The sequence below is a fragment of the Leptothoe sp. LEGE 181152 genome (assembly GCF_032906605.1).
Taxonomy (GTDB): domain Bacteria; phylum Cyanobacteriota; class Cyanobacteriia; order Phormidesmidales; family Phormidesmidaceae; genus Leptothoe; species Leptothoe turfae.
On sequence record NZ_JASATU010000065.1, the window covers coordinates 199,262 to 212,495 of the forward strand.

Here is a 13,234-nt window from a genome sequence, read left to right on the forward strand (position 1 = left end):
GACTCCCCATTCCCCACTTCCCTGGACTTGATACTATAGTTCTGGCATTCCAGCGCACCCCAGTATCTCCATGCAGCTTCGCGCATTTTTTCGCAACGCAGGGCAGTGGCTTTTTAAGTCTCCTGACCAATCACTTGATCAGGCCTACGGAGCTGCTTTAGCTATCAAAAAGATAGAAGACGACTACTTCGACGGTAAACCCATCACTCAAGACAATAGTGAGTACGGGGACAGTGCCTATCGCTACATCGAAGGAGAAGTTGAGCGTAACATTGCCCTAATTCGGCAGCGAATGGAGGAATTTGAAGCTACTCGATCCAGCCTTTCTCAAGGACGGCAGATGGAAGTGCAGTCCTACGACGATCAGCAGGATGAATATACCCTCGATCTAATTGATCAATCTGCCATCATCTTCAAGAAATTACGGTTTATTGATGAGATTTTGGGGCGCTACAACGACCTGTCTGCTTCGCTCACCTTGAGCAAGGTCAATGACACCAAGACAACTCAGCAAAATTCAAATAATGTCGCAGGCAAAACTGAGAAGAGCCGAGCCGGACTAGCCGCTCGCAGTAGCGTGTTACCACGCTCCATCTTGCGTACGGTCGATCGGGTTAAACAAGATCTCGATCCTAAGGCTGAAGCTGACGTGATGCGCGGTTTTCGCAAATCTCAGAATAAGACGAAAATAGCCTTACGCTTTATATTGCTGCTGGTGATTGTGCCCCTGCTTACCCAGCAGTTGACCAAGCACTTCATTGTTGGCCCTGTGGTGGACTATGTGCGCGAAACCACAGAAGCTGAGGTATTTCTCAACGATGAGATGGAAGAAGAAGCCCTACATGAACTACAGCAGTTTGAAGAGCGACTGCGGTTTGAGGTGATTTTAGGCAAAGTGGCTGCCCTGAATGAAATTCAATTAGAAGAGCGAGTATTAGCCAAAGCCTTAGATATTGAAGAAGAGTATCGTGAACGTAGTGCCGATTCAGTCAAAAATGTTTTTGCCGATATTTTTGCGGTGTTCGCGTTTTCACTATTGTTGAGTACCTGCAAACGTCAGGTTGCCACCCTCAAGGCCTTTATCGATGAAATTGTTTACGGCTTGAGCGATAGTGCCAAGGCATTCATCATCATCCTGTTCACGGATATTTTCGTGGGATTCCACTCTCCCCATGGCTGGGAGGTGTTATTGGAAGGTCTATCGCGCCACCTGGGGTTTCCGGCCAACCGCGACTTCATTTTTCTATTCATTGCCACGTTCCCGGTGATTTTAGACACGGTGTTTAAGTATTGGATTTTCCGTTATCTCAATCGGATTTCGCCATCCGCCGTGGCCACCTACAAAAATATGAACGAATAGGGGGAGGCCACTGGTAGAGACGTTCCATGGAATGTCTTTACCAGTGGCCATAAAAAAAATTAAAGACGGTGGTTGCATCCGTGGGAAAACCCACTACACTGACCAATTAGTCCCGATACTGGTAGGGGGATACTTCCCCCGATCAACTTTTAGTGGGGCGCACACTCACCTGTGAAGGAGCCGATCAATGAGCACACCCTGGGAACCTGGCACCCCGTTGGGCGCACGCTATAACGTACTGCGAGAACTGGGAGAAGGGGGGTTTGGTCGTACCTATTTATCTGAGGACCTACATCGGTTTAAAGAGCTTTGCGTGTTGAAAGAATTTGTGCCCCAAATTGACGATCCGGGCTTATTAGCCAAGGCGCAGGAACTATTTGAGCGGGAAGCCAAGGTACTTTATCAGTTGGAGCATTCCCAGATTCCCAAATTTCGCGAGTTGATGCGGGAAGGCGGCCAGCTATTCCTGGTACAAGACTATGTGGCAGGGACTACGTACCGTAGCTTGCTAAAAAATCGTCAGGACTATGGCGGTCATTTTAGTGAAACGGAAATTACCCAGTTGCTGTATCAGCTGCTGCCAGTGCTGGACTATATTCACGGCTTGGATATCATTCACCGTGATATTTCCCCTGAGAACTTGATTTTACGCACCCAGGATGGGCTGCCAGTGCTGATTGATTTTGGCAGCGTTAAAGAAATCGCCGCAACTGTGGAGCAAGAGCTGTCAGCGGCAGCCAATAAGACCCGCATTGGTAAAGCTGGCTATGTGCCGCCAGAACAGTTTCAGTCTGGCTCGGTGGATGCCACCAGCGATCTATACGGCCTGGCGGCAACCCTGGTGGTTTTGGCCACTGGAAAAGAACCTCAAGAACTTTTTGACATTTACGAAGGCGTCTGGAACTGGGAGCGTTTTGTCACCCTGGGTGAACCCCTAAATCAGGTGCTCAAGAAAATGTTGGCTCCATCTCCAGTGCAGCGCTATGCTTCTGCTGCTGCGGTGATGCAGGCTTTGCAAGGAGAGATGTTTGGGCAAGAAATGCCAGCAGAGGCTGATCTACCCTTTGATGAGACTGAGCTGCCGCCTATATACACTGATGGTGGTAGTTCTGTCGGTGGCAACGATGCTGACGTCTATCCCACCACCGAGGCAACTCAGGTTGTTTCTCCCTCATTAACGGCAACGACGCTAGATACACCTAGTGCTGTTAGTCCGATGAAGCAAACTGGCGATAGAAGCGGGTTTATTCAAGCCACAATTGGCTTGCTAGCGTTACTGGGCATCACGAGTTTGATCCTGGCATTGGTGGTGGGATTGGGGTTCCGCCCGCGCTGGCCCTTTGGGCAAAGAGCATCCCAGCCTGATCCTGTTGAGGATGTGCAAAATGGGATCACCCCAGATGAACGTGCTCGTAAACAGGAACTATTAGAGCGGCGTCAATCGTTAGGTGTGGGCGAAGCTTGGCTCAATCTTTGGGTAAATCAGCGTTTCTATGAGCAGTACCCAAACCTCCGGGGGCGTCCCTTAACGGTGTCGGTGGAAGATGCTCCGTTGCGACTACGCTGGGACAACCTATCGATGGATACTCTTGATACGCTGGAGCTGCATTTGAGTATGCCAGCGCGACGTGGATTGGGGGCCTATGGAGCTGACGATCGTGAAAGCTGGCGCAGAACGGTAAATCAGCTCAATGTCAGCAGTCGTGCCCTGGATGATTTGGCCGATGCAAAGTTTACGGCTATTTTTCCTCAAGAGCGACGCGATGGGATTTTGGATCAGCCCATTGGTCAAGTTTGGTATGCCCTGGCTCAAGATGGTGTGGATGATTTGAAGTCTGGCGACACCTTGGAACGGGTAGAGTTTGAACCGGGGACGTTTAGAGAACGGTTAACTGGGCAGCTAACCCCTGGTGAAGGGAAAGTATTTGTCTTGGATCTGGAAGCCGGGCAAAATTTGCGGCTCAATTTGCAAGCACCTCAGGAGAGTACGTTAATGTCTCTCTATTTGCCGGAGCCCACCCAAGACACGCCGTTTTTGCTGTCTGATTCATCTGAAACTACCTGGTCAGGACGGTTGCCCCAAAGTGGTTATTACGAAGTGGTGGTGGTATCTAATTCTCCCAATCCTCTCAACTATGCCCTGACAACGGCTGTCGACAACATTCGCCCCACACCTCCCCCAGATGAGACGGGTGAGGAGGAGGCTGAGAGTGGTGATACGCCGCCGACTAATGAAGGCTCAGCCCCCGATGGAGAGGAGGCGACGGATGAAACTCCATCTGAAGGTGGTGACTCTACAGCCCCTGATAATGAAACGGATGATGCTGACGCAGAAACCCCAGATGGCAGTGACCAGAGTACTGATACCGATACCTCTGATACTCCCATCGTTGATTTTTAGTGGCTCTAGCATTGGCAAGTCTACAGCTCGTTCACGAAGGGTAAAAGTGCATCAATAAACTCAGCTGTTGATTCATAGGGCAGCACATTACGTCCTGGAATAAAGACGCCACGGGCGTTGGGAAAATGGTCAGTGTAGTCATCAAGACGCTGCTGGGCTGTTGTGTCTTGAGCGGTTCGGTCAATGGTGGATGCGGTTTTGCCCATGATGACAAGGACGGGCTGTTGGATGGCTGCGATCGCAGCCCCATAATCCTGTCGCCAAAATCCAGCCAAAAACGAATACACGGCATAGCGAGTGCCCATATCCCGCGAGCCGCCCTTGAGCATGGCTAACCAGGCATCAGTGACATCCTCTGCTCGATCAAACAGCTGTCGTTCAGAAAATGACTTGAGAAATTTTTGAGTGCGGGCGTATTGATAAAAGCCCCAGCCCAGGGGCGATTTAAATAGCGACCAGTTCAGCCGTTGTCGCCACTGCGGTGTCGGTTCAGTGATCAAGCGCCAGGCCGGTGGTCCCGATAGGGCCGCTCCTACGACCGACTGAGTCATGGTTTTATCTGCCATCAGTTCCAGAGCCACCGGTAGCAGCGCCCCCTGCACCACAATGATGACGGGCCGTTGAATGACTTCCGAAATAAAGTAATGCAGCTGCTCCGCCCAGGCGCGGGGACTATAGGCACGACTGGGTAAATCACTGTCGCCACAACCCAATAAATCAGGCACATACAGGGGTCTCCCCTGCCACTGTTCGATCAATGGCTGCCAAAACTTGCCCGCTAGCCCCACACCAATGGGATGAATTAAAAGCAAAGGCGTTTCGGTGCTTTCTGTATTGTGTGTCTCATAGGCGCAGGTATACTGCTGCCAGCGATAGACTGCCATGGTCCTCGTTTCATAATGAAGTCGGTGCCAATTTTATCCCTGTCTGTGGCTATAGGTATAGTGCAGTAACCATCTGGGACATAGGCAATAAAAGAGGTGATAATAAGCCCATGGGGCAAGAGGTGTGAAGTATGAAAACCAATACAGTTTCAGCTTTGCCGTCTGTGCTGGTGGACAGATTGAACTTGACTGAGTCTGAAATTATTGATTTTTGTCAACGCTGGCATATTAAGGAACTGGGGCTATTTGGTTCTGCTATCCGAACAGATTTTCGAGAGGATAGCGATATTGACGTGTTGGTCGTCTTTAATAGCGATGGGGATTATTTAAATAGCGAGAACGTTCAGTGGGAACTGAACCAGCTAGTTAGACGTGAGGTGGACCTAACCCAAAAACGGTTACTACTGAATCCCTTTAGCCGGGCAGAAATACTGCGCACCTATTGTGTGCTTTATCCGTCAGAGCAAAGGAATTTTACGAACTTGATAGAGTGTGAGCCCACAATGACCGAGACAGCCCGAAATAATGCTGCGTTGCTTGACATGGTAAAAGCGATGGAAGCCATTGCTCGGTTTCTAGTAGGACGCACCTACGACGATTTGTTAGACGATGAACTGTTTCAAAGTGCTGTAGAGCGTCAATTAGAGATTATGGGCGAATCGGCGAATCGTTTGAGTGCTGATTTTCAAGCGACCCATGGAGATGTTGATTGGAGTGGTGCGATCGCATTGCGAAATATCATCATTCACAAGTACGACGACATTGATTATGCTCGCCTTTGGCAAATTGTGTCAGACGAAGTTCCGCAGATTTTAGGGCAGGTTAAGCCGCTCGTTCCACCATTACCGGAAGTGGATGAATAAAGGATTTCGATATCAGTAATTCATCACTAGAATTTCGTCTACCTTGCCGCGCTTTGTTGCGTTTGAATTAATGGCCCGAGTGGCGCTGACCCGTACGCAGCGATAGTCCCGATACAGGTCCTGAATAAATTCTGTGTAGGCGTTGCTCAGCAGTACTTTGCAGCCCCGCATGGTGAGGTTGTCGACTACGCTTTTTAAGCGCTGCTGTTCAGTGCGATCAAAGCCGTTTCTGTAGTAACCCGTAAACGATGCTGTGGTAGACACCGGATCGTAGGGCGGGTCGAAATAGACAAAATCATCTGGGCCTGCATCAGCAACGGCGACGGCAAAGTCTGCTTGTTGGATGGTGACATTGGCCAGATTTAGATAGGCGCTGACGTTTCTTAAAACGGTTTCATCGGCAATGGTAGGGTTTTTGTAGCGACCAAAGGGGGCATTAAATTGACCTTTGGAATTGACCCGGAACAGGCCATTATAACAAGTTTTGTTAAGAAAAATAATGCGGGCAGCCCGCTGGGTTGCAGTTTTATTGATAAAGTCCGTCTGACGGTCCCAACTACGGACTTCGTAGAAATAGGCCTTCTCGTTTCGGTGTTGCTGTAGGTTTTGAATTAGGTCATCGACGGAGCCTTTGACCACCTGGTAGCAGTTGATCAGTTCCTGGTTGCGATCGCTAATCGTTGCCCGTTCAGGCCGCAAGGTGAGTAGCAATGCCCCACCGCCGATAAATGGCTCATAGTAGCGACCATAGGAATCAGGCGCATACTTAAGTAGTTCCGGTATTAACTGTCGTTTACCCCCAGCCCATTTTAAGAATGGACGTAGCGCTACAGATGGGGAGGATAGTTGAACCATAAACTCTTAAGAATTTTCCTCTCAGGAGAAGCAAGCACCTACGGTAGGATAGATAGAGCCTATAATAAGCTGCTTAACTCCAAGGGCTGCTGCCGAGCCTTAATTTAGACGATGCAAGACTTTTTTTCCAATGTATCGCGGTATCCGCGTTATTTTATTACATTTACCCTGGGCGTACTCTACAGCATTGTTAAGCCCCTTCTACCGTTGTTCGAAAATCGCGTGACTGCAATTGCTTTGGTAGGTGCTATAGTGGCTGGCTTTATGTTCCTAACCTTTACCCTGAGAGCAATGCTGGGTTTAGCATAGGGCTCCCCACAAAGGAGGCCCCCCAATAATCGGTGGACGAGTGGGCATCGCCTACGTTCAAAATCCCCACCATTCATAAATAGGAGAAAATCATGGCAACAAGTCGTCGAGTAGCAAAGGTATCGGCGTCGATTAAGCGTGAAATTAGTCAGATGCTGGTGTCCGATATCAAGGATGACCGTGTCGGAGCGGGTATGGTGAGTGTCACTGCTGTTGATGTGTCCGGTGATTTGCAACACGCCAAGGTGTTTGTCAGCATTTACGGCACTGACGAAGCTAAAGCCGAAACAATGGCAGGCCTAGCAGCAGCCACACCCTATGTGCGCGGGGCATTGGGGCGGCGGTTACGCTTGAGACGTACACCCGAAATTATGTTCAAAGAGGATATTTCAATTGAGCAGGGCACTGACGTGCTCAACTTACTGAGCCGGTTGAAGCACGAACGCAATAGCGTTGATGAGAATGGTATTCCGACTGTGGTGCCCAGTGCCGTTGAAGATGAGGATGGTTTGTAAGAACCACAATTTTCATCAAATTTAAGCAAATTAGCATGATTCCGTAGGAGCGCACTGCTGCGCGCCCAATGCAGGATATTGATAATTTGCCTAGATCTTGAAAAATGCACATTGGTGCAAATCAGATATTGATAATTTGTCTAATTTGTCTAGATTTCGGAGGGTGCACGTCGGTATGCCCCTACGGCGTAAATGCTAAAACCCATTCTCCCCGACCCAGATAGCCTGTCACTACAGCAGCTCGTCGCCCAGATGATTGTGGTTCGGACCACCGGGCATCTGTTTGATCATGAAATCGCATATCCCCAATGGGAAGCCAACCAAGAACAGTTAGCACACTACATCACTGATCTGGGCGTAGGTGGTGTCATCCTGCTAGGCGGTAGCAGTGCTGAAGTTGCCCTACGTTGCCAGGCACTCCAAGCCATGGCGGATATTCCCCTCTTGATGGCAGCGGATATTGAAGAAGGTGTGGGTCAACGGTTTAGTGGTGCCACCTGGTTTCCACCACCAATGGCCTTGGGGGAAATTGCTCGAACGGATTTATCCCTAGCGAAAACCTATGCCCATCAATTTGGTCAGTGCACAGCCTGCGAAGCCATGGCCATTGGTCTGAACTGGGTATTGGCTCCAGTGGTGGATGTGAATAATAATCCAGTAAATCCGGTAATTAATGTACGGGCGTTTGGAGAAACACCGGAGATTGTTGCTGAACTGACCCAATCATTTATTGAGGGAGCGCAGGAGTATCCAGTACTGACAACGGCGAAACATTTTCCGGGCCATGGAGACACGTCAATCGATTCGCATCTGAGTTTGCCAGTTATTGACCACGATTTAAGCAGGTTAGATCGGGTGGAACTCTTGCCATTTAAGGGCGCGATTTTTACTGGGGCAGGTAAGGCCGTAGATAGCGTGATGACGGCCCACATTTGTTTGATTGCTTTAGATAAGCAGTATCCTGCCACGTTATCTAAAGCAATCTTGACGGGGCTATTGCGTCAGGATCTGGGGTTTGATGGGTTGATTGTCACCGATGCGATGGTGATGGGGGCGATTACGGAAACCTATGGCCCGTACGAGGCAGCGGTGCTGGCAGTGGAAGCGGGGGCAGATGTGATCATGATGCCTGCGGATGCGGAGGGTTGCATTCAGGCAATTTGTGAAGCAGTGCGGGTAGGTCGCATAGATGAGGACCAGATTCGGGCATCGGTGGAGCGCATTTGGCGAGCTAAGTATAAGGTTTCGGGGCCTTTGGGGACTGGGCCGTCCTGTCATAATTGGGAGCCTGCGGAGCCAGTAACTCAGGTGCAGCAGCTGGCACAGCCTGAGACGTTAGGGCTAGCAAGGTCTATTTTGAAAGCATCAAGTCGGCGGGGTGGTGCTGAGTTTAGGCCAAAGGGACCGGGGCAAAATGTGATCCTCGTAGACGATGTTTTGAATTGTCGGTATTTATCGAGGACTGCTCCGGCGATTACTGAGCCGATGGGATGGGACTATGGGCTGACGCTGCTGGATAGTCGGTCGTCACAGTTGCCGAGGACAGGTTTGCCGACACTGGTGCAGTTGTTTGTGCGGGATAATCCATTTCGGCGTGGGGAGCCTGTGGTTCAGTTGGCCCGCAAGTATTTGGAGATGCTTGCAGGGGATTTGCAGGCGGTGGTTGTTTACGGCAGTCCTTATTTGTTGGAGAAGTTGTCGCTGACGGATGATGTGCCCTGGGTGTTTAGCTATGGGCAGATGTCGATGGCTCAGACATTAGCGTTGACAACTCTAATGGGTGAAGCAGTTGCTGTTAGGGTGGTGGATCAAAGTTTTACAGATTAGCGGATTTGCGTTCTGTCAATTAGGTTAGGGGGAGGGCAGATAAGGATTTGTTTGGATACAAGCATATTAAATCGACCGTTTGATGACCAAACGCAACCTCGTATTGCCTTGGAAACCCAAGCATTATGTCGACTCTAACAGTGCAGCAATCCAGTCTTTGTCAGCTTGAGAAAACCTAGGGGGTGGCAACGGCTGCGAGTAGTCAATGCGTAAATCGTAACTGGCTCGCTCATATACCCCTGCAACAATAGTTTGCAAGTTTACCAAGACCTTCTCGTTAGCGACTTTTAGCGGTACTGGAAATTCCGGTAATGGATCACGGATGGTGGCTGCATACAGTGTTGCTTGAGGGCGTTGTTCTGCTCTGCTGACCAAGACATGGTAATGGGCAAGTTGTACGGCTCCCTGCATTGGCATTGGAGAGTCGCTACGCAACAAATCGATTTCAATTAGGTGAGAAGCGCTACCTAAAATGGTTTGTCGCTTTTCTTCGTAAACATTGCGACCTTTACCTTTCCGCTTATTTTTGGGAGACAGTACTTCTATCACTGTAATAACGGCATTACTACCGACTTCACGCACCTCTAGATAGCGTTCTTTGATTTCCGCTGGCATGGGTAGGGTAACGGTTTGAGGCTGAAATTGTCCTTCTATGCCAGGTGTTGATGGGGAATCTGGTGGCTTCGGATTATTTTGGGCGATACCGGCTAAAACTACTGCATCTGGAATGCCTACTAGTAGCTCATCGTCAGGAATATCTTTGTAAGTTCTGGTTTCAACTTCAATGAAGTAGTGGGGACGAAGTTGAGGGGCTAGGGTATCGGCAATCGCTACAATTAATCGGCTATGAAAAGACGACCAGAATGTTGGCTGTTCTAGATATGGATCCATCCCTGGAAATGGTGAGGGCATGGTGGCTGTGACAGTTTAAGCTTGCAGTGTTCAGATTAATCATAGCTCTGCTTCCCCTTTCCTTGTTCCCAGGCTCAGCCTGGAGAAGACTACTGTGGCTCTGCCACACTAAAACGAGACTGAGTGGAGCAACAGCAGACTTAGGTGCCGTCACAACATCAATTGATTCGCCCAGGACATGGAAGATTTCAAGGATTTAACCTTCTTCGATGCCTTCAGTATCGAGGACAGTATCGATCCATAATTTCAATCAACGCTTGCAATGTTGTTAGCACAGAAAGACTGTGCCAACATTGTATGGATTATTGTTGATGGCAACACGCTAAAACTTACCCGGTGCGGCAAATGAGTCATTGGCTTTCAAAATGCTTCAGGCAGGCGATCCAAAATACCGTTGCTGATTCAGGGGATGAAGCGAGCTGGCGGGCTGGCCCGATATCAGCATTTTTTAGATTAAATCCTCCCGAAGGTCCGCAGCCTCCCCAAAAGTATGATCCTGTCAGGCGTGTAACTCCCAAGGGGGTTGGGCTCAGCCTGCTGATCATTTCAGTTGCAGTACTCAGTCCTACGGCTGCCCAAGCTGCCAAGCTTACCCTGGGCGAACGGGCCGTCATTGGTCTATTTCGAGGGGCAGGTGGCTTACTGGGCCCTTTAAGTGGTGATTCTGGCCCATCAGGTATGGATACCCTCGCCAATCGTATCAGCACAGCCTTTCCGGACCATAACTTGACTGTTCAAGTCTTTGATTCTTACGAAGGGAATATCTTTAACTTTCAAGAAGTGGGCAGTGCTCAAGGGCTATCCTTTCTTAACCAGTTTGACGATGTTGGTGCTATTGGTCTAATTGGCTATAGTGGCGGAGGTCTGTCCGCGATGCGAACTGCTACCGGTCAGTCGCCTTCGCCGATTGATCTGCTGGTACAGATTGATTCCTATGAGCCACTGACTGGGAGGGACCAAGAAGATGAGGTTTTGCCCCCTAATGTGCAAACTGGCATTAATTACTACCAGCGTCGTAACCGCTTTAACTTTTTTAGGCCAGGTTGGGACCTGTTTGATTTAGGGGGAGCAAGCAACGTTAATGGGTCTGAGAATATTAATGTGGAGGAGTTATTTGGCGATCGCAACATCACCCACCGCACCATAGACGACGATACAAGATTGCATGATCGCATTGTGCAAGATATCGCCACCCATGTGTTGCCTAATCTCACCCTCCCATCCCATCCTCCTGAGGTCGCCACAGAAGATACTCCTCTTTTCGCGACATCCGCCCCGGTGCCAGTGCTGTCAGGTTTGGCAGATACAACAGATCTAAGCAGTTCGCCCGTAACTCTATTAGCTCAGTCTGATGCTAAATCTGTATCAGAACCCAGTTTGTTGCTTGCCCTTGGGGTAGTCGGAAGTGGGTTATGGGCGATTAGACAACAACATTAGACATCGTTGTTTAAAATCTACTCAATCTCGGTGGTAAACGGGAGTCTCATGTAGACTCCCTGGGGATCGTTGAGAGTTTTTAACAATGTTAGATCTTCTCTGAGTTTCATCGCTTCTTGAGAGATCGGATCCTGAGCCCAGGGTAACCTGGTAACAACGCCTACACCAAAGAGACTTTCAAAAAGTTGTTCTTCAAAGCTGGGAGGTTTGGGCAGTTCTTCCACGTGCCAATCATCCAATTCGGCAGCTTCGGCGGCAGCCGCGATCGCATCATTTAGTCCGCCCATTTGGTCCACCAGGTTGGCACTCTGGGCATCGGTGCCTGACCACACACGTCCTTGCGCCACCTGGTTGATTTTTTCTTTGGGGAGTTCTCGCCCATCTGCCACCAGACTCACAAAACGGTCGTATAAGGTGTTAACAAACCCCTGTTGCAGCTTCAGTTCATCCTCACTTTGGGGACGGCTAATGGTGTTAATATCGGCCAGCTTTGCAGTTTTAATTACATCCCAGGTAACGCCATTGCGGTTGGCAATTTCTTTGAAATTGAGCCGCAGGCCATATACTCCAATGGAGCCGGTTACCGTGCTGGGGGTGGCAAAAATCTGATCGCCAGGGGCCGCAATCATATAGCCCCCTGAAGCAGCGTAGTTACCCATGGAGACAATCACAGGTTTTTCCGCTGCTAAGAGTTCCACTTCACGGGCAATGATTTCAGATGCGATCGCACTGCCCCCTGGGCTATTGACCCGGAGCACCACCGCTTCAATATCATTGTCATGACGTACTTGGCGCAGCGTATCCGAGAGACCGCCGGAGGTAATGGTGCCAGGTGTGGTTCCCTCTCCATCGATAATTTCCCCACTGGCATACACAATAGCAATGGTATCCTTGCCAATATCAGGGCTTAGGGTCTGGCTGTAGCGATGAAGGCTAATCTGAGTGAAATCATCTTCATCCTCAACCCATTTTTCATCGGTTTGCTTAGTTAATGCCCTCAGCTCACTCAGCACATCGTCATAAAAAGCGACATTATCAATCAGTCCAGCTGTCTGGGCTTCGGCGGCTGGCAGTAAGCCTTGGTTCTCAGCAATTGCCTGAATGGATTCCGGTGTGGTTTCTCTAGCTTCACTGGCGGTGGTTAAAAACTCTTGCCATAGGTCAGTTAGCAGTGCTTGGGTCTGTTGCTTCTCTTCTGGGCTACTGGTGGTACGGGTAAATGGCTCGATGGCAGATTTGTAACGGCCAGCTCGCAACACTTGCACGCCCACACCATATTTGCTGAGCGCGCCCGCTAGAAACTGAATCTCGGCTCGAAAACCATTGAGTTCAAGAATACCTGCCGGGTTTAGATATAGAGAATCGGCTACCGAAGCAAGATAGTAGTCCCGCTCGCTCCAGACAGAGTTGTTTGCCAAAACCGGTTTACCGGAGTCGGCTTTAAATTTTTCCAGGGCGGCCCGGATCTCTTTTAATGTGCCCAGCCCAGCATTGGTATTGCCAGTGAGGTAAATGCCAGTGATATTGTTGTCGGTGGCAGCAGCCTCAATGGCTTCTAGGGCGCTATGCAGAGACATGGACCGATAGGGGTTACCGTAAAGCGTTTCTTCGAGTACGACACTGGCTCCTGAATAGGGCACCGCATCCACAATGTCGGTGGCCAGGTCAAAAACTAAGATCGAATTTTTTTCAACCTCAGGTTCTGTGTCACTGGACGCGGAGGTGATAAACAAGCCTGCCAGCCCGATTGCGCCCACACCCAGTAGGGCAATTAAACTGAATAGACCAACTAAAGTGCCAATGGCACTAGCTGCCATATATTTAAAAAAGTCTCGCATGGTGGGATGTGGGCAACGTTTGGAAAATCTGGG

The 13,234-nt window shown here is 49.7% G+C and carries 11 protein-coding genes and 1 pseudogene; 8 read left to right on the top strand and 4 right to left on the bottom strand.

Going from position 1 to position 13,234, the window contains the following annotated elements:
- Positions 1 to 70 precede the first annotated feature (70 nt).
- Both QGP82_RS29980 and QGP82_RS29985 read left to right on the top strand, forming a co-directional pair.
- Positions 71 to 1,360 carry a proton extrusion protein PcxA gene (locus QGP82_RS29980; RefSeq protein ID WP_163667891.1) on the top strand — a complete coding sequence of 430 codons (1,290 nt, stop codon included), beginning with the start codon at positions 71 to 73 and terminating at the stop codon, positions 1,358 to 1,360.
- A 187-nt stretch (positions 1,361 to 1,547) separates the two neighbouring features.
- Positions 1,548 to 3,761, top strand: a complete 2,214-nt coding sequence (locus QGP82_RS29985; RefSeq protein WP_499061844.1) for a protein kinase domain-containing protein — start codon at positions 1,548 to 1,550, stop codon at positions 3,759 to 3,761.
- A gap of 20 nt (positions 3,762 to 3,781) precedes the next feature.
- Here QGP82_RS29985 and QGP82_RS29990 read toward each other — a convergent pair whose 3' ends face one another.
- The gene (locus QGP82_RS29990) at positions 3,782 to 4,645 is read right to left on the bottom strand and encodes an alpha/beta fold hydrolase (RefSeq protein ID WP_499061845.1); all 864 of its coding nucleotides are present in this window, start codon (positions 4,643 to 4,645) and stop codon (positions 3,782 to 3,784) included.
- Between the two features lie 131 nt (positions 4,646 to 4,776).
- On the opposite strand from QGP82_RS29990, the gene QGP82_RS29995 reads away from it, so the two are divergent.
- The gene (locus tag QGP82_RS29995; RefSeq protein WP_499061846.1) at positions 4,777 to 5,508 is read left to right on the top strand and encodes a HepT-like ribonuclease domain-containing protein; all 732 of its coding nucleotides are present in this window, start codon (positions 4,777 to 4,779) and stop codon (positions 5,506 to 5,508) included.
- A 12-nt stretch (positions 5,509 to 5,520) separates the two neighbouring features.
- Here QGP82_RS29995 and QGP82_RS30000 read toward each other — a convergent pair whose 3' ends face one another.
- The gene (locus QGP82_RS30000; protein WP_499061847.1) at positions 5,521 to 6,363 is read right to left on the bottom strand and encodes a DNA adenine methylase; all 843 of its coding nucleotides are present in this window, start codon (positions 6,361 to 6,363) and stop codon (positions 5,521 to 5,523) included.
- 111 nt (positions 6,364 to 6,474) lie between these two features.
- Between QGP82_RS30000 and QGP82_RS30005 the strand changes: the two genes are divergently transcribed.
- The 4 genes and pseudogenes from QGP82_RS30005 to QGP82_RS30020 all read left to right on the top strand — a co-directional run.
- On the top strand, positions 6,475 to 6,672 hold the full coding sequence (locus tag QGP82_RS30005; protein ID WP_006515175.1) for a DUF751 family protein: 198 nt from the start codon (positions 6,475 to 6,477) through the stop codon (positions 6,670 to 6,672).
- Positions 6,673 to 6,764: 92 nt separating this feature from the next.
- Entirely contained in the window at positions 6,765 to 7,187 is a 423-nt protein-coding gene (rbfA, locus tag QGP82_RS30010) for a 30S ribosome-binding factor RbfA (RefSeq protein ID WP_163667902.1), read from the top strand.
- 192 nt (positions 7,188 to 7,379) lie between these two features.
- Entirely contained in the window at positions 7,380 to 9,014 is a 1,635-nt protein-coding gene (locus QGP82_RS30015) for a glycoside hydrolase family 3 N-terminal domain-containing protein (RefSeq protein WP_499061849.1), read from the top strand.
- Between the two features lie 39 nt (positions 9,015 to 9,053).
- A pseudogene (locus tag QGP82_RS30020) lies at positions 9,054 to 9,140 on the top strand (PIN domain-containing protein); the annotation flags it as partial.
- Here QGP82_RS30020 and QGP82_RS30025 read toward each other — a convergent pair.
- On the bottom strand, positions 9,138 to 9,926 hold the full coding sequence (locus tag QGP82_RS30025; protein WP_163667906.1) for a DUF4058 family protein: 789 nt from the start codon (positions 9,924 to 9,926) through the stop codon (positions 9,138 to 9,140). The pseudogene QGP82_RS30020 and the gene QGP82_RS30025 sit on opposite strands and share 3 nt — an antisense overlap.
- Before the next feature lie 345 nt (positions 9,927 to 10,271).
- Between QGP82_RS30025 and QGP82_RS30030 the strand changes: the two genes are divergently transcribed.
- On the top strand, positions 10,272 to 11,363 hold the full coding sequence (locus tag QGP82_RS30030) for a hypothetical protein (protein ID WP_499061850.1): 1,092 nt from the start codon (positions 10,272 to 10,274) through the stop codon (positions 11,361 to 11,363).
- A 17-nt stretch (positions 11,364 to 11,380) separates the two neighbouring features.
- On the opposite strand, the gene sppA is transcribed toward QGP82_RS30030, so the two are convergent.
- A complete protein-coding gene (gene sppA, locus QGP82_RS30035; protein WP_163667910.1) occupies positions 11,381 to 13,201 on the bottom strand; it encodes a signal peptide peptidase SppA in 1,821 nt (606 codons plus the stop codon).
- Positions 13,202 to 13,234 lie beyond the last annotated feature (33 nt).